Origin of the sequence: Rhizobium sp. CFBP 8752 (genome assembly GCF_014842035.1) — a bacterium.
GTDB lineage: Bacteria > Pseudomonadota > Alphaproteobacteria > Rhizobiales > Rhizobiaceae > Neorhizobium > Neorhizobium soli.
In genome coordinates, this window is sequence record NZ_JACYUZ010000001.1 from 364,850 (window position 1) to 388,985 (window position 24,136).

General features: G+C 62.1%; 21 protein-coding genes. 14 read left to right on the plus strand and 7 right to left on the minus strand.

The window, feature by feature from the left end:
• Positions 1-46: 46 nt before the first annotated feature.
• On the minus strand, positions 47-1,411 hold the full coding sequence (locus IFT59_RS01695; RefSeq protein WP_244631492.1) for an LLM class flavin-dependent oxidoreductase: 1,365 nt from the start codon (positions 1,409-1,411) through the stop codon (positions 47-49).
• A gap of 95 nt (positions 1,412-1,506) precedes the next feature.
• Between IFT59_RS01695 and IFT59_RS01700 the strand changes: the two genes are divergently transcribed.
• Complete coding sequence (locus IFT59_RS01700) at positions 1,507-2,061, plus strand: helix-turn-helix domain-containing protein (RefSeq protein WP_192085878.1); 555 nt, start codon at positions 1,507-1,509, stop codon at positions 2,059-2,061.
• A gap of 61 nt (positions 2,062-2,122) precedes the next feature.
• Positions 2,123-3,028, plus strand: coding sequence for a phosphoribosyltransferase (locus IFT59_RS01705; RefSeq protein WP_342366066.1), 906 nt, complete (start codon positions 2,123-2,125; stop codon positions 3,026-3,028).
• Here IFT59_RS01705 and IFT59_RS01710 read toward each other — a convergent pair.
• Positions 3,025-3,798 carry an endonuclease/exonuclease/phosphatase family protein gene (locus IFT59_RS01710; RefSeq protein WP_192085880.1) on the minus strand — a complete coding sequence of 258 codons (774 nt, stop codon included), beginning with the start codon at positions 3,796-3,798 and terminating at the stop codon, positions 3,025-3,027. The two genes, IFT59_RS01705 and IFT59_RS01710, sit on opposite strands and share 4 nt — an antisense overlap.
• A 61-nt stretch (positions 3,799-3,859) precedes the next feature.
• On the opposite strand from IFT59_RS01710, the gene IFT59_RS01715 reads away from it, so the two are divergent.
• Positions 3,860-4,810: a lysylphosphatidylglycerol synthase domain-containing protein gene (locus tag IFT59_RS01715; protein ID WP_192085882.1), complete on the plus strand. Its 951-nt coding sequence runs from the start codon at positions 3,860-3,862 to the stop codon at positions 4,808-4,810.
• Here the strand turns inward: IFT59_RS01715 and IFT59_RS23340 are convergent.
• Positions 4,781-6,319: a phospholipase D-like domain-containing protein gene (locus IFT59_RS23340; protein ID WP_342366067.1), complete on the minus strand. Its 1,539-nt coding sequence runs from the start codon at positions 6,317-6,319 to the stop codon at positions 4,781-4,783. The genes IFT59_RS01715 and IFT59_RS23340 overlap by 30 nt on opposite strands.
• A 153-nt stretch (positions 6,320-6,472) precedes the next feature.
• Here IFT59_RS23340 and IFT59_RS01725 point away from each other — a divergent pair, with 153 nt between their 5' ends.
• Positions 6,473-6,979, plus strand: a complete 507-nt coding sequence (locus IFT59_RS01725; RefSeq protein ID WP_062461507.1) for a ferritin-like domain-containing protein — start codon at positions 6,473-6,475, stop codon at positions 6,977-6,979.
• Between the two features lie 14 nt (positions 6,980-6,993).
• Here the strand turns inward: IFT59_RS01725 and IFT59_RS01730 are convergent, their stop codons facing one another.
• The 3 genes from IFT59_RS01730 to IFT59_RS01740 form a co-directional block, all read right to left on the minus strand.
• A complete protein-coding gene (locus IFT59_RS01730; RefSeq protein ID WP_062461504.1) occupies positions 6,994-7,215 on the minus strand; it encodes a hypothetical protein in 222 nt (73 codons plus the stop codon).
• A 210-nt stretch (positions 7,216-7,425) separates the two neighbouring features.
• On the minus strand, positions 7,426-8,805 hold the full coding sequence (locus tag IFT59_RS01735; protein WP_210184905.1) for an FAD-containing oxidoreductase: 1,380 nt from the start codon (positions 8,803-8,805) through the stop codon (positions 7,426-7,428).
• Positions 8,806-8,818: 13 nt separating this feature from the next.
• Entirely contained in the window at positions 8,819-9,295 is a 477-nt protein-coding gene (locus IFT59_RS01740; RefSeq protein ID WP_062461499.1) for a DUF4126 family protein, read from the minus strand.
• Between the two features lie 129 nt (positions 9,296-9,424).
• On the opposite strand from IFT59_RS01740, the gene IFT59_RS01745 reads away from it, so the two are divergent.
• The 5 genes from IFT59_RS01745 (at position 9,425) to IFT59_RS01765 (ending at position 16,117) form a co-directional block, all read left to right on the plus strand.
• Positions 9,425-11,266: a sensor histidine kinase gene (locus IFT59_RS01745; protein ID WP_446737783.1), complete on the plus strand. Its 1,842-nt coding sequence runs from the start codon at positions 9,425-9,427 to the stop codon at positions 11,264-11,266.
• On the plus strand, positions 11,263-12,651 hold the full coding sequence (locus IFT59_RS01750) for a sigma-54-dependent transcriptional regulator (protein ID WP_062461496.1): 1,389 nt from the start codon (positions 11,263-11,265) through the stop codon (positions 12,649-12,651). Before IFT59_RS01745 ends, IFT59_RS01750 begins: the two co-directional genes overlap by 4 nt.
• Before the next feature lie 229 nt (positions 12,652-12,880).
• Positions 12,881-13,864, plus strand: coding sequence for a tripartite tricarboxylate transporter substrate-binding protein (locus tag IFT59_RS01755; RefSeq protein ID WP_192085886.1), 984 nt, complete (start codon positions 12,881-12,883; stop codon positions 13,862-13,864).
• Positions 13,865-14,137: 273 nt separating this feature from the next.
• The gene (locus IFT59_RS01760; RefSeq protein WP_192085889.1) at positions 14,138-14,599 is read left to right on the plus strand and encodes a tripartite tricarboxylate transporter TctB family protein; all 462 of its coding nucleotides are present in this window, start codon (positions 14,138-14,140) and stop codon (positions 14,597-14,599) included.
• Positions 14,600-14,611: 12 nt separating this feature from the next.
• On the plus strand, positions 14,612-16,117 hold the full coding sequence (locus tag IFT59_RS01765) for a tripartite tricarboxylate transporter permease (RefSeq protein WP_192085890.1): 1,506 nt from the start codon (positions 14,612-14,614) through the stop codon (positions 16,115-16,117).
• A 190-nt stretch (positions 16,118-16,307) separates the two neighbouring features.
• Here IFT59_RS01765 and IFT59_RS01770 read toward each other — a convergent pair whose 3' ends face one another.
• A complete protein-coding gene (locus IFT59_RS01770; protein ID WP_249407455.1) occupies positions 16,308-17,375 on the minus strand; it encodes a LacI family transcriptional regulator in 1,068 nt (355 codons plus the stop codon).
• Between the two features lie 247 nt (positions 17,376-17,622).
• Between IFT59_RS01770 and IFT59_RS01775 the strand changes: the two genes are divergently transcribed.
• The 5 genes from IFT59_RS01775 to treZ all read left to right on the plus strand — a co-directional run bounded on the left by IFT59_RS01775 (position 17,623) and on the right by treZ (position 24,104).
• On the plus strand, positions 17,623-18,879 hold the full coding sequence (locus tag IFT59_RS01775) for an ABC transporter substrate-binding protein (protein ID WP_197978008.1): 1,257 nt from the start codon (positions 17,623-17,625) through the stop codon (positions 18,877-18,879).
• A gap of 193 nt (positions 18,880-19,072) precedes the next feature.
• The gene (locus tag IFT59_RS01780) at positions 19,073-19,999 is read left to right on the plus strand and encodes a carbohydrate ABC transporter permease (RefSeq protein ID WP_082471979.1); all 927 of its coding nucleotides are present in this window, start codon (positions 19,073-19,075) and stop codon (positions 19,997-19,999) included.
• Positions 19,996-20,877 carry a carbohydrate ABC transporter permease gene (locus IFT59_RS01785; protein ID WP_062461481.1) on the plus strand — a complete coding sequence of 294 codons (882 nt, stop codon included), beginning with the start codon at positions 19,996-19,998 and terminating at the stop codon, positions 20,875-20,877. The genes IFT59_RS01780 and IFT59_RS01785 overlap by 4 nt, the downstream gene beginning before the upstream one ends.
• A gap of 6 nt (positions 20,878-20,883) precedes the next feature.
• On the plus strand, positions 20,884-21,975 hold the full coding sequence (locus IFT59_RS01790) for an ABC transporter ATP-binding protein (protein ID WP_192077736.1): 1,092 nt from the start codon (positions 20,884-20,886) through the stop codon (positions 21,973-21,975).
• A gap of 134 nt (positions 21,976-22,109) precedes the next feature.
• Positions 22,110-24,104: a malto-oligosyltrehalose trehalohydrolase gene (gene treZ, locus IFT59_RS01795; protein ID WP_192085892.1), complete on the plus strand. Its 1,995-nt coding sequence runs from the start codon at positions 22,110-22,112 to the stop codon at positions 24,102-24,104.
• Positions 24,105-24,136: the final 32 nt, after the last annotated feature.

Genomic DNA, 24,136 nt, shown 5'->3' on the forward strand with positions numbered 1-24,136 from the left:
AAATACGCCGCGCCGGAGCAAATGGCGCGGCATGGGTGATCGGCACTCAATCCTTGTTTCCCGTCCGGTAACGACCGCCCACATGCCGGGCCGGCAATCTCGGTGCACCGAACAGTTTTTCGCGCAGCGTGCCCTCGCGATAGCCGGTTTTGTAGACGCCGCGTTCCTGCAGAATGGGGATCACCAGCTCGATCACGTCGTCGAAACATTCCGGCACCACGGTGCGCGACAGGTTGAAGCCGTCGACATCGGCTTTCTCCATCCACTCCTGGAGACGGTCGGCGATCTGCTCGGCAGAGCCCACCATCGGCATCTGGCGGCTGCCGAGAATCATCTGGTCCAGCAGCTTTCGCTTCGTCCATTGCGGTCCGGCGCTGCGGGTCATCGCCTCGACATTGGAGACGATGGCATCGCTTTTTCCGGTCTGGATCGGTTCGTCGAGATCGTAGCGCGCAAAATCGATGCCGAGCGATGCGCTGGCATGCACAAGGGCCGCCTCGGAACTGGCATGGCTGCGATAATCCTCGAACTTCTCCTGCGCTTCCTTTTCCGTGCGGCCGGTGATGATCGTTGCGCCAACAAAGACTTTGAGATCATCGGCGGTTCGGCCTCCGGCAATCGCGCGGGCGCGAATATCGTCGACGAGGTCCCGCACGCCTTCCATCTTCTGGCCGTTGACGAAGACGCATTCGGCATGGGTGGCGGCAAAGGCGCGGCCGCGGGTGGAAGAGCCGGCCTGATAGAGAACCGGCGTTCTCTGCGGGGAGGGGGCGGAAAGATGCATCGCGTCCAGCCGGTACTGCCGGCCTTCGTGGCTGATCTTTCGAACCTTGGCCGGATCGGCATAGACTCCGGCGGCGCGATCGAACACGACGGCATCGTCGTCCCAACTGCCTTCCAGCAGCTTGTAGATCACGTCCATGTATTCGTCGGCGAGATCGTAGCGATCGTCATGCGCCATCTGCGCATCGAGGCCGATCGCCTTGGCCGCGCTGTCGAGATAGCCCGTCACGATATTCCAGCCGATGCGACCACCGGTCAGGTGATCGAGCGTCGACATGCGGCGGGCAAACAGGAAGGGTTGCTCGTAGGTGAGGTTCGCGGTGACCCCGAAAGATAGGTGCTTGGTCACGGCGGCCATCGCCGGCACCAGCAGCATCGGATCGTTGACCGGCACCTGCACGGCGCCCCTCAAGGCCGCATCCGGGCTTTCGCCGTAGACGTCGTAGACGCCCACCACGTCGGCCAGGAAAATCCCGTCGAACAGGCCGGCCTCCAGCCGTTTGGCGTAATCCGTCCAATAGGCAAGCTCGGTGTAACGGTTGGACTGGTCGCGCGGATGCGTCCACAATCCGTGCTGGATATGGCTGACACAGTTCATGTCGAAGGCGTTGAATCGGATTTCGCGCAAAGAGCATTCCCCCGCGTTGCAGATCTGGTGCGTCTCTTATAAGTTCCTATCGTCCACTATAGAAGACGATCGTTCGGAGGCAAGCGGATAAAGCCATGGAAGCAGATGTTGGAGATGCTATTGCATCGCGTCTCAAAACGGAACGCGAGACACGCAAATGGTCGCTTGCGGACCTCGCCGAACGCTCTGGCGTGTCGAAGGCGATGATCAGCAAGATCGAGCGTGGCGAGGCGAGCCCCTCGGCCGCCGTGCTTGGCCGGCTGTCCGGCGCCTTCGGCCTGCCGCTGTCGGTGCTTCTGGCACTGGCGGAAGGCGGGGAGGAGCGGCTGCGCGTCCAGTCCGGTCAGCCGGTCTGGACCGATCCCGAGACCGGCTATACCCGCCGGGCACTGTCGCCGCCCAATGCGCCGCTCGAACTGATCGAGGTTCTGCTGCCGCCTGCCGTGCGCGTTCCCTATCCGGCCTCCGCCTTCGCCTTCCAGCATCAGCAGATCTGGCTTCTCGCGGGCGCGCTCGATTTCATCGAAGGCACGGTGCTGCATTCTTTGAAGGAGGGCGATTGTCTCATGCTGGGGCCGCCCGCCGAAGGCGTCTTCTTCAATCCCGGTAAGGTCCCGGCGCGTTACGTTGTGGCGCTTTCCCGAAGGTAACGGAGCAGAACGGCAGACGTGAAAAAGGCGCTTCCCGAAGGAAGCGCCAGTTGGGGAGATTGTGACTTTGCCGGTCGCGCTGATGGATGCGACCTACAAGTCCGTGAACACGAACCCCTGGCGGTTTGTTCCCGCAGAAAGTGTGAAATCCTTTTCTTGCCCGGAACGATCCGATATCCTGTCGGTTACACCGCAAGAACGGATCGAAGCCTGGGAGGAGGATGCGATGCTGGGATTGGGTCATTTCTGGAAACAGGTGCAGGCCCGCAAGGCGGAAACGGCAACGCCCGAGTTTGCCGATCGCAGTGATGCCGGCCGGCAGCTGGCCGAGGCACTGCATATCTCACAAGCCTTGTCCTCTGTCGCCGGCGATCCCGTGGTGGTCGCCGTGCCGCGCGGCGGCGTGCCGGTGGCGTTCGAAGTGGCGCAGCGGCTTGGACTGCATCTCGATCTCTTGATCCTGCGCAGGATCGCTGCCCCCGGCCACCCGGAATTTAGCATCGGCGCCGTTGTCGACGCCAAAGAACCAATCGTCCATATCGACGAGGCAAGCGTGCGGCGCTTTCCCCTGCCTCCTGGCTATCTTAACACGGAGCGGCAGCATCAGATCGCCGAGGTCGACCGCCATCACCGGATGTATTTCGGCGAGGATCACGCCGACGAGCACGATCTTGCCGGGCGTCACGTCATTCTGATCGATGAGGGGCTTTCCGATGCCGGGTCGATGGAGGTCAGCATCCACGCGCTCAGGCAGCTGGGTGTCGCGATCATTACCCTTGCCGTACCGGTCGCCTCGCAGGACACGCTCGATGCAATCAGGGACAAGGTTGAAGACGTGGTCTGCCTGTCGATCCCGCCATCATTCGGCGATGTCGGTGACCACTACGAGGATTTCCCGGAAACCACCGATCAGGACGTCGTCCGGCTGCTCACGGAAGCCAGACGGTCGGAGCGGTTGCTCAACTAGATTTCAATCGTCGCCAACAACGGCAAGTGGTCGGATGCCCGCCGCGTCAGCGGTGTCGAGACCACTTCGGCATCGATCACCTTGATGCTGTCGGAAACAAAGATGTGGTCGAGCCGAAGCAGCGGAAAGCGGGACGGAAACGTTGCCCGCCAAGGTTTGATCAGCGCCGTCTGCACGTCGGTCAGGCGCTTGGCCGCATGCCGGTAGGTCCTCGTGATCGGTGTCGAGTTGAAGTCGCCGATCAGGATGCGCGCCGGGTTTTCCTTCTCGAGGCCGCCGAGCCAGTCCGGGCCCGTCAGCTCCGTCATCTGCGCCATCCGGTCTTTACCGCGGAGTCCGAGATGGGTGTTGAAGACCTGCAGCGGTTTGCCACCGACGTCGATTTCCACCCAGACTGCGCCGCGCTGCTCGCCGATCGAGGAAAGCATGTCGGCCTTGATCACTTTCAGCGGTAGGGATGTCAGAATGGCGTCGCCGTAGCGTTCCTCGGCCACATGCAGCGCCGCGTGAAAATGGTAGTCCATCTCCACCTCGCGGGCAATGATATCGACCTGATCGACGCCACCGGTGCGCGAGCGGCCGACATCCAGTTCCTGCAGGCCGATGATATCAGGCTTCAACTCCGAGATGACGTCGGCGATCCGCGCGGGATCGAGCCGTCGATCGGTGCCGATGCAGCTATGCACGTTGTAGCTCAGGATTTTCAGGCGGCGCCGGGAAGGAGTTTGAGGCGAGGTGTCGGAGGGCGGTTTGGGAAGCGCATCGATCATAGCGCGGGAACACCTTGGACAGTCATTTCGTTCCACCCTGCACAGCATGAATGGAGATGGAATGAAGATCTGGCGGCCCCTCATCAAATGTCTTGTGGTTGCCGCGGTCTGCCTTGCCGCACTCCTCGTCTACCGCAGCCTGCAACGCTACACATGGGACGAAATCGAGGAGTCAGTGCTGTCCATCGCCGGCATTCGGTTGGTGGCCGCGTTCGGCTTCGTCATTCTCTCCTATGCCTGCCTTGGCATGTTCGATGCGCTTGGCGTGCGCTATGCGGGCAAGCCGCTTGCCTACCATAAGACGGCACTCGCATCCTTCACAAGCCTGTCGATCGGCCACAATGTCGGCATGGCAGCGCTCAGCAGCGGCGCGGTCCGTTACCGGTTCTACTCCCGCTGGGGCCTTCAGCCTCAGGACATCGCCAAGGTCATCGTGTTTTGCGGCGCGACTGTTGGGTTGGGGCTTGCCACACTGGGCGGCATTGCCATGCTGCTCGATGTCAATGGATCGGACGACTTCTTCGGTCTTGGCAGGGGAAAGAGGGCTGCCATCGGCGTCGCCTGTCTGGCCGTGCCGGCTTCCTATCTACTGCTTTGCGCTTTGGTGCGCCGGCCGTTGCCAGTCCGCTCCTGGCGTTTCACGCCGCCGGATCTGTCGCTCGCGATCGGCCAGATCATCGTCGGCACACTGAATTTCCTCTGTGTCGCCTCCGCGATCCGCCAGCTGCTGCTTGCGTTTACCGATGTCGGATTCCTGCAGGTCGCCAGCGCCTACGTGACCGCCAATCTCGGCGCGCTGGTTAGCCACGTGCCTGGCGGTCTCGGCGTGCTGGAAGCGGTCATGCTGAACCTGTTGCCGGGCACATCGGCGATCGGCGCACTGATCGCCTTCCGCGTCCTCTACTTCTTCGTGCCGCTCGCGATCGGCGTACCGGTGCTGATCGCAAGCGAGGCCTATTACCGGCGTCAGGGAAGTGCTTATTCAGGCCGCACGGCGGAAGGAAAGGCGTGAAAACAGCTTCATGATCCCGGACTTGATCTCCGGGATCGGCCAGAACGGCTGTTTCGGATCGACAATACCGGTGCCGAACAGCGAGGTAATCTCGCCCTTCAGCGTATCCACCTCGAACGGCCGCAGGCAACGTGGGTTGACGTTCAGGATGTCGATCGCCGCCAGCATCGATCCGGTCTGCTGAATGATGCGGGACACGTCTTCCTTGTTGGCGCAGAGATGCTCGGCCAGAAGATCGTCGCGCAGATCAAGGATTGCCTTTTGCGACGCAGCCTCGACGGTCTCGAGCGCGATATCGCATTCCGTATCGAGCCCTTCCGACCGGTTGTTGAGATTGGACGAGCCAACCCGCACGAAGCGGTCGTCGACCACGATCAGCTTGGAATGAACAATGATCTCGCGATCGTTGCCATCGGCATCCGGGGTCGTGGCGTAGTAGATCCGCAGCCGGCCGTAGCGATCCGCGCGCTTCAGGCGGCGGATCAGGCGGGTGCGGTTGTTGCCCATCATCAGCTTTTCGAGAAAGCCGTGGGATTCGCGCGTCACGATGATGACGATTTCCGGGCCCTGCGCTGCCTTGAGCTTGCGGGCAAGCGTGCGCGCCACGCCGAAGGAGGCGAGATACTGCGTCTCGATATAGAGGTGCCGCTCGGCTGCCTTCAGCGCATCATGGGTGAGCTTGATCGCCTCGCGATGACCGCGGCGACCCTTCCATTTCCAGGGTTCGGTCAGCGCAAGTCCGCTGCGGCAATTCGTGAGATTGGGTTCGAGATCCCGCGGCCAGGCGGCTTCGCCCGCAACCGTGACCGGTTCGAGCTCGATCTTCGTCACCTTTTTCCAGCGCCGGCGCGTCACGTCGCCGATCAGCCGGGCGATATCGCCGGTGACGATCGTCTGCATGTCGTGAACGGGACCATAGGTCGTGCCGTCGGGGGAGGTCCGAGCCGGGTTGATGCAGGCATGCCCGCGGTCGTCCCAGCGGCGCGCGGTCAGATCGATGCCGCCGACAAAGGCGGTCCTATCGTCGACCACGACGATTTTCTGGTGATGGCTGGCACGCAGCGGATGCTCGAAATCGAAGCGCAATTCGATGCGCGGATGGTCGTTCCAGTCCATCTTGCCGAACATCTTCAGGCTCTTGCCGGAATAGACCGGACCCATGCCCCAGACGAGGATACGGATTTCCAGTTCCGGCTTTTCCTCGACCATGCGGCGCAGCGTGGCACCAAGCGTCGGGCAATCAGGATCGCGCGGACGCAGCTTGATACCAGGGTTAAAGTCCCAGCCGAGGATCATCACGGACCGTTCGGCCTGCTTCAACACGTCGTCCAGGCGCTGGTAGTATTCCTCGCCATCGATCAGGAAGCCGACGCGCTCGGCCTCGGCGCTGCGCCAGACGTTGCGGCCGGGTCGAATGATTGCACGGCCGGATGGCTCCGACCGGCGCCAGGACGAAAGTGCGGAAGAGCCTGTATGGCTCGGCGAAGTTTTTAAAGAAAAATTAGACACGTCCACCTTTTGACCCCCGTCAATTGCGTGGCCCATTAACGCGCTAAGCTGCAAGATGTTCCAGGGACGCTGGAACATCGCGGACGTTGACGGGTTTACAGTCGTTGCGTACCAAATCGACCCGGGGGAAGACGTAACGAGGAGGACGTGAACATGACGCATGCGCGGGACAATTTCATTACTTGGCTACGCAATGCCCATGCGATGGAGGAACAGGCAGTCACGCTTCTGACAGCTCAGGCACGCCGGATCGAAAGCTACCCGGATCTCAAGGACCGCGTTCTGGAGCATCTCGAGGAAACCCGCGGCCACGTCGCGGCGCTGACCGAGATGCTGGAGAAGTTCGCCGTGACGACGCCGACCTTCAAGGACATGACCGCCAAGCTTGCCGCAACGGCCCAAGGTGTCGGCGGATTGCTGGTCAGCGACGAGGTCATCAAGACCATGACGACTGCCTTCGCATTCGAGCACACGGAAATCGCGACCTACAAGGTGCTGATAGCCGCTGCCGACGAACTGGACGAACCGGAAGCCGTCGCCGTCTTCGAACACATCCTGTCCGAGGAAGAGGACATGGCGGAATGGCTGAACGACAATATCGACAGCATCACGCGGATATTCCTGATGCGCGACGAGCGGGACCTCCAGGCGAAGCGGTAGTAGACGCCTCTGCTTCAGTCCTGACTTTTCAGAAGACCTGACAGGTCCAGCCGATGCTGGAGGGCACCTTCGTCGCAGGCGCCGTGCTGGTAGAGATCGATGATCTCGGCCGCGAGGTTCTTTGCCGCCGTGCTTTCGCCAGACAAGCCGCGTTCGGCGCAGGCGGCATCGAAGACGTGCTGCAGGAAATCCAGTTCCCGCGGTTCCATTGCCGCATTGAATGCAGGTGTATTCATCTGTGGCCTCCCGTCGTGGAATGGATGTTGGGGGAGATCGCTCTGATATCTTCCCGTCGCCGGCGGCCTTCGATTGTGCCGACGATGGGTGAAGTCTAAGCAAACTCCCCCCCGTTGCAAAGGGAGGGAGAAGGTTAAATTCCTGTAATGACGGGATTGTCAGTGAGCGCGCCGCAGCGCGTGAACGCCCCGTCATTCCGGATGGTTTCGTCAGCCTGCCGGCTTCATCGACTGGACCACGGTCGGCCACAGTTCCGAAACGGTGGGGTGGATGGGCACGGCCCAGCGCAGGGCATCATAAGTCGCGCCGGCATTCATCATGTCCAGCACGCCGTGGATCGCCTCGTCGCCGCCGGTGCCGAGAAGGGCGGCGCCCAGGATCTTTTTCGTCTGCGCATCGGCCACGATCTTCATCAGGCCGATCGTCTCGCCCTTTTCCACGGCGCGTCCCACCTGGCTCATCGGCCGCGTGCCGACGAGAACCTTGTGGCCAGCCTTCACCGCCTGGTGTTCGGTCATCCCGACCCGGCCGAGCGGCGGGTCGGTATAGAGCGCATACCCGAGCAGGCGGTCGGAGACCTTGCGGCTCTCGCCATCGAACAGATTGGCCGCAACGATCTCGAAATCGTTGTAGGCGGTGTGGGTAAACGCGCCGCGGCCGTTGCAGTCGCCCATCGCCCAGATGCCCTCGACATTGGTCGACAGATCGTCGCCCACCTCAATGTAGCCGCGCTCATCGAGCGTTACGCCTGCCTTGTCGAGCCCGAGATCGTCGGTGTTGGGACGGCGTCCGACCGCCAGCAGCACGTCGGAGCCGATGACTTCAGGCTCGCCTTCGTCGCAACTGAGGCCGACTGCAATGCCGTCGTCCGTCTTCCTGAAGCGGATGCAGTCGGCACCCGTTCTGATGACGATCCCTTCGGCTTCCAGCATCTCATGGATGGATTGCGAGATCTCCGCATCCTCGCGGCTGACGATACGCTCGCCGCGCTCCACGACGGTTACCTTCGCGCCGAAGCGGCGATACATCTGCGCATATTCAAGCCCGATATAACTGCCGCCGATGATCACCAGATGCTCCGGCACCCTGTCCAGCCCGACGATGTCGCTGTTGGTCATATAGGGGATGTCGTCGACGCCCTCGAAATCCGGAATGGTGGCGCGGGCGCCGACATTCAGGAAAATCTGCGGCGCCGTCAGCAATTCGTCGCCGACGCGGATCGTCTCGGCGCTCTCAAAGCGCGCATGGCCGCGGATCAGCGTGCAGTGGGGCATCTTCTCCAGCCAGCTTTCGTTGCTGCCGCGGCTGTCCATCGTCACTTTCAACGCCCGCCGCATCACAGCCGGCATGTCGATCGTCACGTCGCCGCCGATGCCGATGCCGTAATCGGCGCTGCGGCGCGCGAGATGCGCCGCATAGGCGCTGGCCACCAGCGTCTTGGTCGGCTTGCAGCCGGTGTTGACGCAGGTGCCGCCCACATGCTTGCGCTCGACGATGGCGACGGTCTTGCCCGCGTCGTTGAAGCGTCCGGCAAGCGATGGCCCGGCCTGGCCGGCGCCGATGATGATCGCGTCGAATGTCTGCATGATGCTCAGATCTCCGTTAGGCGGCCGGCGTTCCCGGCAAAAGCAGGATGACAATCAGGGCTGCGACGACGGCCACGCCGTCCTCGATAAAGGCTGCCGGTGCATCCTTGCCGAAATGGGCGGCAAGCTTTGCCCGCACTGCGGCGCCACCCAGCGTTCCGATCACGGCGCCGATAATGCCGGAGACGAGGCCGGCCAGCCAGTAGCCGTAGGGCATTCCAATCGCAGCACCCGAGAGCGCGCCGGTCAAGATGCGCGCACCGAATTGCTGCGGCACCTTGCGGCTCGGCGTCGAGGGCAACTGGTCGGTGATGAATTCGACGATGGCGATCAGCGTCAGGATCAGCACGGCCCATTTGGAGCCCATGAAGGCGAGCCAGGTGCCGGAGAGATCGAGCCAGCCGAGACCGGCCGCCCAGCTGACGATCGCCGGTGCCGTCATGGCGCGAAGCCCGGCCACCGCGCCGATGACGAGTGCAAGCATGTAACTCATGATGATTCCCTTTGCCGCCGCCGACGGATGCCGGTGAAATCAAGTCTTCGCAAGTTTTAGTGGAATTCGCCAGTGCCGGATTTTAAGGTGTCTGATGAGGACGAGTTGGGAGGAGGAGCCCGGCATCTGGTGAGATACGCAATTCTTGCAGCGGCGGGCGTGGCGGTCATGATCGGTCTGGGCATCTATGTCCAGGGCGCCGGCATGATCGCGAGCGGCTACATGGAGGAGGCGAAGGCGCAGGCCAACACCACGCTGAGGCTTGCCGTTTCCGGTCTCGACGGGCACCTGAAGCGCTACGAGGCGCTGCCGGCCCTGATCGCCGACCAGCAGAATGTCGAGGCTTTCGTGCTCGATCCGTCCAACACAACCCTGCAGGCCGCCACCAACGCCTATTTGAAAGACACCAACGCGCTCCTCAAATCCTCCGACATCTATCTGATGACGATGGACGGGCAGACCATTGCCGCCAGCAACCATGACAGCGACGTCAGTTTCATCGGCGAGAACTTTTCCTACCGTCCGTATTTCCAGGAGGCTGCTAAGGGCCGCCAGTCGCGCTTTTATGCGCTCGGCACGACGTCGCTCAAACGCGGCTACTACTTCTCGTCGCCGATCGAGATCGCCGGGGTGATCCGCGGCGTCATCGTCTTCAAGGTCGATATCGATCTGGTCGAGGACAGCTGGGGGAAGGGGACCGCCCAAGGCACCGAAGACCGCATCTTCGTTGCCGACCCCGAGGGCATAATCTTCATGACCAGCCGGCCGGAATGGCTCTATGCCACGACCCTGCCGCTGTCGCCGGGCCGGATCGCCCGCACCCAGACCTCGCGGCGCTATGCGGATGCGAAACTGCGCGAATTGCCGGTCCGCCGTGGCGAATTCGCCGGTCACGAGGTGATGACGATTGCCGATAATGATGGCGACCGGGAATATCTCGTCGTGTCGCAACCGATGCCCGATGCCGGATGGACCGTCAGCGTGCTGATGGATACCGGGTCCGTGCATGCCCAGGCAAAGACCACCGTCGCCGCCCTGCTGCTTTCCCTCTGTCTCGCCGTCCTCGGCCTTGCCGTCATCCTGCAGCGCCGGGCGCGGCTTGCCGAGCGCATGCATCTCCAGGCAGAAGCGCAGAATGCGCTCGAGCACCGGGTTGCCGAGCGCACCGCCGATCTTGCCCGCGTCAACGCCCAGATCGAGGAGGAGGTGGCTGAGCGCCGGGCCACCGAACAGCGGCTGCGCCAGACCCAGGCGGATCTCATCCAGGCCGGCAAGCTTGCCGGTCTCGGCCAGATGTCGGCAGCACTGTCGCATGAGCTCAACCAGCCGCTTGCGGCCGCGAAAACCTATGCGGAGACGGCCGGCGTGCTGATGGACCTCGACCGCACGGAAGAGGCCCGCGACAACGTTAGACGCATATCGGCGCTGATCGATCGCATGGCCTCGATCAGCAAGCATCTGCGCAACTTCGCCCGCAAGCCGAACGAGAAGCTCGGTGCCGTCTCGCTGCAGGAGGTGATGGACGACACACTGGAAATCGTCGCGGCGCGTCTGAAGGCGGCCGATGCGGATCTCGTCGTCGATATCCCCGCAAACCTGCCGAAGGTGAGGGCCGGCTCCATCCGTCTGCAGCAGGTTCTGGTCAACGTGATCGGCAATGCGGCCGATGCCGTCGAGGGACTTGCCGACCGGCGCATCGCCGTGTCGGCGTCGAGAACCCACGATACCGTGACGGTGCATGTGCGCGATGGCGGGCCGGGTGTGCCGGCGTCGATCCGCGAGCGTATCTTCGACCCGTTCTTTACCACCAAGGGCATCGGCAAGGGGCTCGGGCTCGGGCTGTCGATCTCCTACAACATCGTCAAGGATTTCGGTGGTAGCCTTTCCGTCACCGATGATCCCGATGGGGGTGCCGTGTTCACCATCGAGCTCGACATTGCCGATGAAAACCTGATGGAGGCTGCCGAGTGAGCGAAGCAAGGGATGCGGCGCAAAGGGTTTTGCTGGTTGACGACGAAGAGGAACTGCGCCGGTCCACCGCCCAGGCGCTGGAGCTGTTTGGTCTCTCGGTGCAGACGTTTTCCAATGCCGATCATGTTCTCGAACTCGCCGGTTTCGGCTTTGACGGCGTTATCGTCAGCGATATTCGCATGCCCGGAACAGACGGCATGACACTGTTGCAGCGGGTGCGTGAGCTCGATGCGGAAATCCCGATCATTCTCGTCACCGGCCATGGCGATGTGCAGCTGGCGGTGAAGGCGATGCGCGAGGGCGCCTATGATTTCCTCGAAAAGCCGTTCACGCCGCAGCATCTGGCCGGTGTCATCCGCAGGGCGCTCGATCGCCGCGCGCTGGTCATGGAAAACCGCCGGCTGAAGGCGGTGGCCGGCAAGCGCGACGATCTGGAAACCCGCATGCCTGGCCGCACCCAGGTGATGGTCGATCTGCGCTACCGCATCCGCGCGATCGGCGCCACCGATGCCGATACGCTGATCATTGGCGAGACCGGTGCCGGCAAGGAAGTGGTGGCGCGGGCGCTGCACGATGTCAGCCCGCGCGCCAACCGGCCGTTCATCGCCATCAACTGCGCAGCACTTCCGGAAACGCTGATCGAGAGCGAACTGTTTGGCCACGAGGCGGGCGCCTTTCCGGGAGCCATCCGGCCGCGATACGGCAAGTTCGAACATGGCCGCGGCGGCACGATCCTGCTCGACGAGATCGGCTCGATGCCCTTCGACCTGCAGGCAAAATTCCTGCGCGTCCTGCAGGAGCGTGTCATTACAAGGCTCGGCTCGAACGAAACCGTGGCCCTCGACGTGCGCTTTATCGCCACCAGCAAGGTGGACCTGGAGGCGGAAGTCGCAGCCGGCCGGTTCCGGGCCGATCTTCTCTACCGTCTCAACGTCGCAACCATCCATGTGCCGTCTCTGCGCGAACGGCGGGCCGATATCGCGCTTCTGTTTCTGCAGCTGGTCCGCGAAGCCTCCGCCCGCTATGGCCGTGACGATCTCGATGTCCCCGTCGATGTGATCGCCACGATCGGCGACCAGGCCTGGCCCGGCAATGTCCGCGAGTTGCGCAACGCCGCCGACCGGCTGGTGCTGGGTCTCGATCTTCCGTCGACGGATTCCAACGGCAGGCTTCGTGATCCGGCGGGACGGCTGGCAGACAAGGTGGCCGCTTTCGAGCGCAATCTGATCGCCGGCGAAATTGCAGCGCATGGCGGTGCACTGCGGCCCGTCTACGAATCGCTCGGCATATCGCGCAAGACGCTCTACGAAAAGATGCAGAAACACGGGCTGGACAAGCGGCTTATCTCGGCCGACCAGATGCTTCAGGACGATCTGAACGGGTGACGAAACACGCCCATAACCCCGCGCTGGGTGGATTTCCACCCAGGCTTTGACGCGATTGTTCCCTAATCCACCCATGCTGCATTGCACGCCAGCGATAAACTTGGCGGTGCTGCCTCCCGCCTGATTGCGGCCAGCGAAATCCGCACTGCAAATGGCACCACGCTGGCGAGGGAGGACTGTCGCCAGCACACAGTTTGCATGCTGATTTTCACGCTCGGGAGGACAAATCATGAAAATCGTCAACGCCATGATCGGCGCAACGGCTCTTGCCGCCATTTCGCTGTTTTCGGCTTCTGCCAATGCGCAGAGCTATCCGGATCGCCAGATCACGATGATCGTACCGTTTGCGGCCGGCGGCCCGACCGATACGGTCGCACGTCTCGTGGCTGAATCCATGTCGCGCGATCTCGGCCAGCAGATCGTCGTGGAAAATGTCGGCGGTGCCGGCGGTTCGCTCGGTGCCGGACGCGTCGCCAATGCGGAAGCGGACGGTTACACCGTTCTCCTGCACCATATCGGCATGGCGACCAGCGCCACGCTCTATCGCAAGCTCGCCTATGACACGCTGAACGCGTTCGAATATGTCGGTCTCGTCACGGAAGTGCCGATGACGCTTCTCGCCCGCAAGGACATGGAAGCCACCGACCTCAAGGGCCTGATCGAATACGCCAAGGCGAACAAGGACAAGGTGACGGTCGCCAATGCCGGCATCGGCGCTGCATCGCATCTCTGCGGCATGCTGTTCATGAGCTCGATCGAAACACCGCTCGTGACCGTTCCCTACAAGGGCACCGGCCCGGCGATGACCGATCTTCTCGGCGGCCAGGTCGATATCATGTGCGACCAGACCACCAATACGACAAAGCAGATCCAGGGCGGCACGGTAAAGGCCTACGCCGTCACCTCCGCTGACCGCCTCGACATCCTGAAGGACCTGCCGACCGTCAAGGAAGCCGGTTATCCGCAGATGGAAGTGGGCATCTGGCACGGCATCTACACGCCGAAGGGCACGCCGAAGGAAGCCAACGACAAGCTGTCTGCGGCGCTTAAAGTCGCACTGAAAGACCCGAACGTCGTTGCCCGTTTCGGTGAACTCGGCACCAAGCCTTCACCGGAAGCCGACGCCACGCCTGAGGCGCTGAAGACCAAGCTGGAAAGCGAAATCGCCCGCTGGAAGCCGGTCATCGAGGCAGCCGGCCAGTACGCCGACTGATCTCTCGTCACGGCACTGCCCCTCACCCTGGCCCCTCTCTGGGCAGGGTGAGGAGTTCTGCTCGATCGGCCTTGGAGCCCGCAACCTTTCGTCCTTCTCCCCCGCGGGGGAGAAATTGCCGGCAAGCTGATCGCTCAGATCGACCGCTGATCGGCGCGAACGTCTGCAAGGACCCCACCGGCAAGCGACACTCCTGCAAGCGACACTCCTGCTAGCGACCATGCCGACCCGCGGCGCAGATCCACAGAGCTCTTCCAATATTTCGGAGCCATCATGAATTCACTCAATATCGACAGGACCAATCTGGTCTGCGGGCTGGCGCTCATGCTGACCGGCCTGTTCTTTGCCTATCAATCGATCGAACTGGAACTCGGCACGGCGCTTCGCATGGGGCCGGGCTATTTTCCGTTCATCCTCGCTTGCGTGCTTATGCTCTTGGGCGGCGTGATCGTCTTTCAGGCCATCCGTGTTGAGGGCGAACCGGTCGGGGCGCTTGCCTGGCGCGGGATGGCCTTCATTCTGCCGGCACCGATCTTTTTCGGTCTGACCGTGCGCGGTTTGGGCTTCGTGCCGGCGATCTTCTTCACGGCGCTGATCGCGGCATTCGCCTCTCACAAGATGAAGCCGCTGATGGCCGTCATCCTGTCGGCTCTGCTCACGGTCTTTTCGGTTCTCGTCTTCAGCTATGGTCTTGGCCTGCCGTTCCGGCGGTTCGGGCCGTGGCTTGGCATGTAAGGGGCTCGGTTCATGGAATTATTTGCAAATCTCGCCCTCGGTTTCTCCACCGCCACGTCGATCGAGAACCTGTTCTTCTGCCTGATCGGGGTGCTGCTCGGCACGCTGATCGGCGTTCTGCCCGGCATCGGCGCAACGGCGACGATCGCCATGCTGTTGCCGATCACCTTCCAGCTCGAACCCGTGTCGTCGCTGATCATGCTCGCGGGCATCTATTACGGCGCGCAGTATGGCGGCTCCACCACGGCCATCCTCATCAACATGCCGGGTGAATCCTCGTCGGCGGTCACGGCGCTCGACGGTTACCAGATGGCGCGCAAGGGCAGGGCCGGGCCGGCGCTGGCCATCGCCGCCCTCGGGTCGTTCTTCGCCGGCACGGTATCGACATTCCTGGTGGCGATCTTCGCGCTGCCGCTCACCGCGATTGCCCTGCAATTCGGCGCGGCGGAGTATTTCTCCCTGATGGTCGTCGGCCTCGTTTCGTCAATTGCGCTGGCGCATGGCTCTATCCTCAAGGCCTTGGCCATGGTCTGCCTCGGCCTGCTGCTCGGCCTTGTCGGCACCGATATCTACACCGGCACGCCACGTTTCACGCTCGGTATCCGTGAATATGCCGACGGGCTGAACTTCGTCGCGGTCGCGGTCGGTATTTTCGGCATCGCCGAAATCCTGCGCAATCTCGAAAGCGAGAAGACCCGCACCGTGCTGATGGCGAAGGTATCGAACCTGATGCCGTCGCGCGAGGATTTCAAGGCGATGGTCGGCCCCGTGCTGCGCGGCACGGCAATCGGCTCCATCCTCGGCATCCTGCCCGGCGGCGGCGCCATCCTTGCGGCGTTCGCCTCCTATACGGTCGAGAAGAAGGTGTCGAAACATCCGGAAGAGTTCGGCCATGGCGCGGTTGCCGGTGTCGCAGGTCCGGAATCGGCCAACAATGCGGGCGCCCAGACCTCGTTCATCCCGCTCCTGACGCTCGGCATTCCGGCCAACCCGGTCATGGCGCTGATGGTCGGCGCGATGATCATCCAGGGCATCGTTCCCGGTCCGAACGTTGCCGTCGAACAGCCGGCGCTGTTCTGGGGCATCATCGCCTCGATGTGGATCGGCAACCTGATGCTGGTGGTCCTCAACTTGCCGCTAATCGGGCTGTGGGTGAAGCTTCTGACGATCCCCTATTACGTCCTCTTCCCGATCATCATGGCGTTCTGCGCCATCGGGGTCTACAGCGTCAATTCCAACGTCTACGACCTCTACGCCGTCGCCTTCTTCGGCCTGCTCGGATACGTGCTGTTGAAGCTTCGCTGCGAACCGGCACCGCTTCTGCTCGGCTTCGTGCTCGGCCCGCTCCTGGAAGAAAACCTGCGGCGCGCGATGATCCTCTCGCGCGGCGACGCCACCACCTTCATCACCCGCCCCATCAGCGCCGGCCTGCTAGCACTCGCTGCACTCGTGCTCATCGTCGTCTTCCTGCCAAGCGTCCGCAAGAAGCGCGAAGAGGTGTTTGTCGAGGAGGATTAAGGGGTAGCGCCTTTTGGAGGGGAGAGGTGGAAGTGCCACCTCTCCTCCTCATCCCTGTGCTTGTCACAGGGATCCAGCCACGCGAAGTCATTCGCGTGAAAAGACCCTTCCGCGTCGCAGACGCGACGCTGCTGGATTCCTGTGACAAGCACAGGAATGAGGGAGGTTGGGGATTGCGAAGCCCCCGTCATCACACCGTCTGCAGCGCCTGCAACTCCTCGACCGACACCTCTCCACCCATCTGCTTCAGAAGCAGCGCGGCCATCAGTCGTCCGGCTTCCGCCAGGTCCTCGTAGATCGTTTCGATGCGGGGGCGGACCTGGTCGAACAGGCCGGACGTCTGTTTGGCGACGAGGCGCACGTCGTGGCCGATGGTGCGGCCGGTGTCGTAGGCTGCCGACATCACGGCCATGGCGGAGACTTCGCCGCCGCAGATGAAGCCGTCGGGGGCGTCGGCGGCTTCCAGTCTTTCCGCCACATGGTCGCGGATCGCATCGGACTTGCTGTCGAGCGTTACGCGGTCGGAAATCTCGAAGCCGACGCCTTCCTCGCGCACCGCGGTCATGAAGCCGTGGCGCATGTGGTGGGCGAAGGTGAACCTTGCGGGCGGCAGGATGATGAACAGCCGCCGACAGCCAGCAGCGATCAGGCTTTTCGCGGCGCGGTAGCTGAAGGCGTAATTGTCGTAATCTACGTAAGGATGCGGCGTCGCAAGTTCGGTGCGGCCATGGCACACGAAGGGAAAGCCCTGTTCCATCAGGAATTTGACGCGCTCGTCGGCGGCTTCGGTGCGGCTGAACAGGATGCCGTCGGCCATCCGGTTGCGAACGATGTGCTTCACCGGATCGATCTGCGGCGTGTCTGAAAAATGCGGCGTGATGACGAGATGGTACCTCGTGCCGCGCAGCGCCGCACTCATGCCGCGGATCATCGAGGTGCCGTAGCCGAGGATTTCCTCGTGCGGGTCGAGCACCAGGCTGATCACGTTGGTGCGTCCGGTGCGCAACCGCTGGGCCGCCCGATCCGGCAGATAGCCGACATCTTCCGCTGCCTGGCGCACGCGGATGCGGGTTTCGAGCGCGATCTGCGGATCGTCGGAAAGCGCTCGCGATACGGTCGTCACCGCAAGCTCGGTCAGTTCGGCGACGGTCTTCAGCGTCGGTTTTTTCTGAGCTGTATCGCGGGGCTTAAGGTTCGCGCGCGGCCGTGCCGGGCGTTCTTCCGCGTCCATGTCCTCGCCCCGGTCGTCAAGCGGCATTGCTGTCTCCTCCAGCGCCCCTCCAGGCGGCCTGTTTATATCGTTGCAAAATGACACAAATTCGGCAAGTGCAAATCATCGCCCGATTGAGGTGCATCGCATAAATTGAATTTGTTGTTTTAGAACATGATGATGGTGGTTTTCACCATCCCTGAAGATCTGTCAGATTCAGGCTTGACACTCGCATGAGTTATATCGTTATAAATCGATGTCCGGAGAGGAGCCCGGCTTTGAGGGAGAGAGTTCAATGACTATTCGTTTGATCGGCAAACTGGCCGCGGGTGCGGCTATGATTGCGCTGATGGCCGGTGCCGCGAAGGCAGCCGAACAGGTTGAAGTTCTGCACTGGTGGACGTCTGGCGGCGAAGCCGCGGCGCTCAACGTGCTCAAGGAAAATCTGGCCAAGCAGGGTATCGGCTGGAAAGACATGCCGGTTGCCGGCGGTGCCGGTTCTGCCGCGATGACGGCGCTGCGCGCCCGCGTGACCGCCGGCGATCCGCCGACCGCCGTCCAGCTGCTCGGCTTCGACCTGCGCGACTGGTCCGAGATGGGCGTTGCCGCCAATCTCGACGATCTCGCCGCCAAGGAAGGTTGGGACAAGGTCATTCCGGCAGCGCTGCAGGCGTTCTCCAAGTATGACGGCCACTGGATTGCTGCCCCCGTCAACATCCACTCCACCAACTGGCTGTGGCTGAACAAGGCTGCCTTCGACAAGGCCGGCGGCAAGCAGCCGACCAATATGGACGAGCTGTTCACCATGCTCGACGCTTTCAAGGCGCAGGGCATCACGGCGCTCGCCCATGGCGGCGTTCCATGGCAGGACGGCACGCTCTGGGAAGCCGTGGTTCTCTCCGTCGGCGGTCCTGATTTCTACAAGAAGGCCGTGCTCGACGCCGATCCGACCGCTCTGTCGGGCGATACGATGAAGAAGGTGTTCGACGACATGTCGAAGCTGCGCACCTATTTCGACCCCAACTTCTCCGGCCGCGAATGGAACCTCTCCACTGCGCTCGTCATCGAAGGCAAGGCTGGCGCTCAGGAAATGGGCGACTGGTCGAAGGGCGAATGGCTGCGCGCCAAGAAGACCCCCGGCACCGATTTCGTCTGCATGCGCTTCCCCGGCACGCAGGGCTCCGTCCTGTTCAATGCCGATCAGTTCATGATGTTCGACGTGGGTGAAGAGCAGAAGGCCGCGCAGATGAAGATGGCATCCGCCGTCGAAGATCCCGCGTTCCAGATTGCCTTCAACACGGTCAAGGGTTCCGTGCCTGCCCGTACCGACATCTCGGACGAAAAGTTCGACGATTGCGCCAAGAAGGGCATGAAGGATCTGGCGGAAGCCTCGTCCAAGGGCACGCTGATGGGCTCGCTCGCCCATGGTTACGCCCAGCCGGCCGCCGTCAAGGAAGCCATGCTCGACGTCATCACGCAGCACCTCAACGGTCAGCTGACCACGGATGCCGCGCTGAAGCGCCTGCCGGAAGCGGTTGCTGCCGCGAAGTAGTCAAAAAAACCCCGCCCCAAACCCCTCCCCACAAGGGGGAGGGACTTAACCCAGCCGCACTGTCTGGGCCCGATTTGGTCGGTGGGTGCCCACAGGTTTTCTCCCCCCTTGTGGGGGAGATGGCCGGCAGGCCAGAGGGGGCTTTTTTGTTGGCGCACCTTCAAACGTCTCTATTCGCATCCGGAGATCCCCCATGACGACAATCGAACCGGCTCCGATGGTGACGCCGACCAGGCCGCGGCGGTCCATGGCCGATGGTTTGCGCAACGGCTTGCCGAAGCTTGTTCTGGCGCCGTCCTTTGCCATCATTCTGGTGTTCGTCTACGGCTTCATCCTGTGGACGGTCTATCTGTCGTTCACCACGTCGAAGATGATGCCGATCTACAAGTGGGGCGGGTTCGATGCCTATTACCGGCTATGGTCGCAGCCCAACTGGTATGTGGCGATGCAGAACCTCGCCATATTCGGCGTGCTCTACATCGTGCTCTGCACCGCGATCGGGCTTTTCATCGCGATCCTGATGGATCAGCGCATCCGCGCCGAGGGCGTTCTGCGGCCGATCTTTCTCTATCCGATGGCGCTGTCCTTCGTCGTGACAGGTACGGCCTGGAAGTGGTTCCTCAATCCGGGCCTCGGGCTTGAGAACACGATGCACAATCTCGGCTGGGAAAGCTTCAAGTTCGACTGGCTGGTCAACCCGAAAATGGCGATCTACACCGTCGTCATTGCCGGCGTCTGGCAGGCCTCGGGCTTCATCATGGCGATGTTTCTGGCGGGCCTGCGCGGCATCGACGGCGAAATCGTCAAAGCCGCCCAGATCGATGGCGCCTCGACCGTGTCGATCTATCGCCGCATCATCATTCCCATGCTGCGTCCGGTCTTCCTGTCGGCCTTCATCGTGCTCGCTCATATGGCGATCAAGTCCTATGACCTTGTCATCGCGCTCACGGGCGGCGGGCCGGGCAATGCCACCGAACTTCCGTCCACCTTCATGTATTCCTACACGTTTACCCGCAACCAGATGAATGTGGGCTCGGCCAGCGCCGTAATGATGCTGATGGGCATTACCGCGATCATCGTCCCCTATCTCTATTCCGAGCTTCGGGAGAAGAACCATTGAGCGCGATCCCTGAAAATGTCAGCGCCGGGTCGGTCCGCACCGTCCGCTATTTCATCTATGGCGCACTGATCATCCTTGCCGCCGTCTATCTGCTGCCGCTCTATGTGATGCTCACCACGTCGCTGAAGTCGCTCGACGAGATCCGCGGCGGCGACATGCTGGCGCTGCCCTCCGATCCCTCCATCGCCGCCTGGGTCAAGGCCTGGGGCGAAGCCTGCATCGGCGTCTCCTGCGTCGGCATCAAGGGCTATTTCTGGAACTCGCTAAAAATGGTGGTTCCGGCTGTCGCCATCTCGACGCTGCTCGGCGCGCTCAACGGCTACGTGCTCACCAAGTGGCGCTTCCCTGGGCATAAGCTCGTGTTCGGGATGATGCTGTTTGCCTGCTTCATCCCGTTCCAGGCGGTGCTGATCCCGATGGCGCGGCTGCTGGGTGCGATGGGCATGTCGAATTCCACCGCCGGCCTCGTCTTCGTCCATGTAGTCTACGGCCTCGGCTTCACGACGCTTTTCTTCCGCAACTATTACGAGGCGTTTCCGGACGAGCTGGTCAAGGCTGCGATGATGGATGGCGCCGGCTTTTTCAAGATCTTCTGGCGCATCCTGCTGCCGAGCTCCGGCCCGATCATCGTCGTCACGGTCATCTACCAGTTCACCAATATCTGGAACGACTTCCTGTTCGGCGTCTCCTTCTCGTCGGGCGAGGCATCGCCGATGACGGTGGCGCTCAACAACCTCGTTTCGTCTTCCACCGGCGTGAAGGAATACAATGTCGACATGGCCGCCGCCGTGTTCGCGGCATTGCCGACGCTGTTCGTCTATGTCGTCGCCGGACGTTATTTCGTGCGTGGCCTGATGGCCGGCGCAGTCAAGGGTTGATCCAACATGAGCTTTCTCGAGATCAAGAATATCCGCAAGAAGATCGGCAATGTCGAGATCCTCAAGGGCATCGACATCGATCTGGAAAAGGGCGGCTTCCTGGTGCTGGTCGGTCCGTCCGGCTGCGGCAAGTCCACGCTGCTTAACGCCATTGCCGGCCTGCTGCCGCCGACATCCGGTGACATCGTCATCGATGGCGAGGTGGTGACGGACCTGCATCCGTCCAAGCGCGACATCGCCATGGTGTTCCAGTCCTACGCGCTCTATCCGAACATGACGGTGGAGGAGAACATCGCGTTTGCGCTGGAGATGCGCGGCATCGACAAGGCGGAGCGGGAAACGGCCGTCGCAAGCGTGGCAAAGACCCTGCAGATCGAGCATCTCCTGAAGCGTCGTCCGAGCCAGCTTTCCGGCGGCCAGCGTCAGCGCGTCGCCATGGGCCGGGCGCTGGTTCGCAAGCCGCGCGTGTTCCTGTTTGATGAACCGCTCTCCAACCTCGATGCAAAGCTGCGCGTCGAGGTGCGGGCCGAGATCAAGGCGCTGCACCAGAACACCAATGCGACGATCGTCTATGTCACCCACGACCAGATCGAGGCGATGACGCTTGCGACCAAGATCGTCGTCCTCAAGGAAGGCATCGTACAGCAGGTCGGAACGCCTGCCGAAATCTACAATCTGCCGGCCAATCTGTTTGTCGCCGATTTCATGGGCTCGCCGGCAATGAATATGCTGAAAGGCAAGGTCGTCTCCGGGGGCGTCGCCCTGTTCGGCGGTTCAACGACGGTTGCCGTGCCGCCGACGGTGACATCCGTTCTGCCCGCGGGCAAGGATGTCATTCTCGGCCTGCGCCCCGAAGCGATCACCGATTCCGGCCTTGCCGATCCGACAGCCCATGCGATTGCCTTCGTTGATGCGCAGGTAACGATGGTCGAGCCGACCGGCTCCGACACGTTCGTGACCGGGCGGATGGACGGGGTCAATTTCACGGGACGCGCTCGCGCCGAAGTACCGGTCACGCTTGGCCAGACATTCCGCTTCGCCTTCAATCTCGACAAGGCCGTCGTGTTTGATCCGGAAAGCGGCAACCGCATCGGCTAAGTCCATGATCGGGCCAGAAAATTGACTTGACAAAAGACAATTTTCCTATCCCGAATCCGGTCGTTACGGGGCAATAGGGAACTATTCCTGTCCGCCCCGTGTTTCCCTTGTGACTGAAACAAGGGAGAGATGCCATGTCGCTGACCCGCGATTTCACGCCCTACGATTCGCGCCGGACCGCTTCCGGCCACGTCTCGTCCGGCGCGCCCGTGCGCCGATCCTTCCCCAAATCCTGGGGTGCCGAACATGTCGGCGAAAACAGCGTTCTGTTCCGCCTCTGGGCGCCGGACATCGAGCGCCTGCGCCTCCGCATCGCCGGCCGCAACCGCGAAATGCTGCCGGCCGGGCAGGGCTGGTTCACGCTGACCGTCGAAGGCGTCGAGCCCGGCACGCCCTACCAGTTCGTCATGCCCGACGGTAAGGCCTTCGCGGATCCCGCATCGCGAGCGCAGGACGGTGGCGTCGATGGCCACTCGATGATCGTCGATCCGGCCTTCTACCGCTGGAACATGCCGGCCTGGAAGGGGCATGCCTGGGAAGAGGCTGTGATTTACGAGATGCATATCGGCACCTTCACGGCCGAGGGTACGTTTCGCGCCGCAGCGTCTCGTCTCGCCGATCTTGCCGATCTCGGCTTCACTGTCATTCAGCTGATGCCGGTCAGCGAATTTCCGGGCGATCGCGGCTGGGGCTATGACAGCGCGCTTCCCTATGCCCCCCATCACACCTACGGTTCGCCTGATGACATGAAGGCTTTCGTCGATGCCGCCCACCGGGTCGGCCTGTCGGTCATGCTGGATATCGTCTACAACCACTTCGGCCCGGCTGGAAACCTGATCGTCTCGAACATCCCGTCTTTCTTCGATCTGCAGTTTATCACGCCGTGGGGTCCGTCGATCAACTTTGCCCAACCAGCCGTGCGTGCTTTCTTCATCGAAAACGCGCTCTACTGGCTGGAAGAGTTCAATCTTGATGGCCTTCGCATCGATGCGGTGGACGAGATTCTGGACGAAACGTCAGAGAAGCACATTCTCGTCGAACTGGCAGAGCGCGTTCATTCCGAAACGACGGGTCGGCGGCGCCATCTCGTGATGGAGGACCATCGCGCCATCCTGCGCAACCCGGAACGTGGCGGGACACCGGATGCGTTTGTGGCCGGATGGAACAACGACGCCTACCACGCCGCACATGTGATCGCGACAGGCGAGGCCGTGGGCCATGCCGGACCTTTTGCCGCGCAGCCGGTCGCCAAGCTCGCCGCTTGCCTCGCGCATGGCGGCATGCCGTCGCGGGACGATGACGAGCAAGACGCGAGGTCAGACGCGGACGCGGGCGGATCTTCGCCGCTCACTTCGTATATCCACTTCCTGCAGAACCATGATCATGTGGGCAATCGCGCCCATGGCGAACGATTGATCTCCCTGTCGGAGCCGGGGCTTCTCGACGTCATGACTTCAATGCTGCTTCTGTCGCCGCAGGTGCCGATGATGTTCATGGGCGAGGAATATGGGGAAGTGCAGCCGTTCGCGTTCTTTGCCGAATACGAGGGCGACATCGCCATGACCACCTGGGCCAACCGGTTGATCGAGGCGGAAAAATTCGGCGGCCTGCCGGAAGGCGTCACAGAACCTTGGCAGTTGGACAATCCGAATGCGCCGGAAGCGTTCGAGAAATCGAAACTGCGCTGGGAGCGTCGCGACACGGCGGAGGGCTCTGCCGCCTACGGGAAGATCCGGGATCTGATCGGAAAGCGGCGCGAGCACGTGGTTCCAGGGCTTTCCGGCATGCCTCACAGCGTCGGTCGCGTTCTTGCCTCGGCGCCGGAGACAATCGCAATCGACTGGCAGCTGTCGGATCGTCTCGTGCAACTGCGTGCCAATCTGAGCGCGTCTGAGGTCGAAGCACCTGGCATTTCCGGGTTTGTGATCCACCGGGTGCCGGAAACCGTCGTTGCCGATGGAACTGGCCGCTCGTCATGCCGGCAACGTCGCTGCTTGCCGCGATTTCGCGGCACTGAATATTCGAATATTCATCGGAAAGGTGACGGCCGCATCACCAAGTCCTTGGCCAGTGTTCCAAAAGCCGCTAGAACTCATGGCGTTGCTTTCAAAGCCAAGGGACGGGGCTAAGAATGGATCACCAGCGCGGCGGCTCTGCTGCC

Bases quoted from the DNA above. Each gene is read 5' to 3' on its own strand.
- IFT59_RS01700 (WP_192085878.1), top strand. From the start codon at position 1,507: ATGGAAGCAGATGTTGGAGATGCTATTGCATCGCGTCTCAAAACGGAA.
- IFT59_RS01710 (WP_192085880.1), bottom strand. From the start codon at position 3,798: ATGATCGATGCGCTTCCCAAACCGCCCTCCGACACCTCGCCTCAAACT.
- IFT59_RS01715 (WP_192085882.1), top strand. From the start codon at position 3,860: ATGAAGATCTGGCGGCCCCTCATCAAATGTCTTGTGGTTGCCGCGGTC.
- IFT59_RS01725 (WP_062461507.1), top strand. From the start codon at position 6,473: ATGACGCATGCGCGGGACAATTTCATTACTTGGCTACGCAATGCCCAT.
- IFT59_RS01730 (WP_062461504.1), bottom strand. From the start codon at position 7,215: ATGAATACACCTGCATTCAATGCGGCAATGGAACCGCGGGAACTGGAT.
- IFT59_RS01740 (WP_062461499.1), bottom strand. From the start codon at position 9,295: ATGAGTTACATGCTTGCACTCGTCATCGGCGCGGTGGCCGGGCTTCGC.
- IFT59_RS01755 (WP_192085886.1), top strand. From the start codon at position 12,881: ATGAAAATCGTCAACGCCATGATCGGCGCAACGGCTCTTGCCGCCATT.
- IFT59_RS01760 (WP_192085889.1), top strand. From the start codon at position 14,138: ATGAATTCACTCAATATCGACAGGACCAATCTGGTCTGCGGGCTGGCG.
- IFT59_RS01765 (WP_192085890.1), top strand. From the start codon at position 14,612: ATGGAATTATTTGCAAATCTCGCCCTCGGTTTCTCCACCGCCACGTCG.
- IFT59_RS01770 (WP_249407455.1), bottom strand. From the start codon at position 17,375: ATGCCGCTTGACGACCGGGGCGAGGACATGGACGCGGAAGAACGCCCG.
- IFT59_RS01775 (WP_197978008.1), top strand. From the start codon at position 17,623: ATGACTATTCGTTTGATCGGCAAACTGGCCGCGGGTGCGGCTATGATT.
- IFT59_RS01780 (WP_082471979.1), top strand. From the start codon at position 19,073: ATGACGACAATCGAACCGGCTCCGATGGTGACGCCGACCAGGCCGCGG.
- IFT59_RS01790 (WP_192077736.1), top strand. From the start codon at position 20,884: ATGAGCTTTCTCGAGATCAAGAATATCCGCAAGAAGATCGGCAATGTC.
- treZ (WP_192085892.1), top strand. From the start codon at position 22,110: ATGTCGCTGACCCGCGATTTCACGCCCTACGATTCGCGCCGGACCGCT.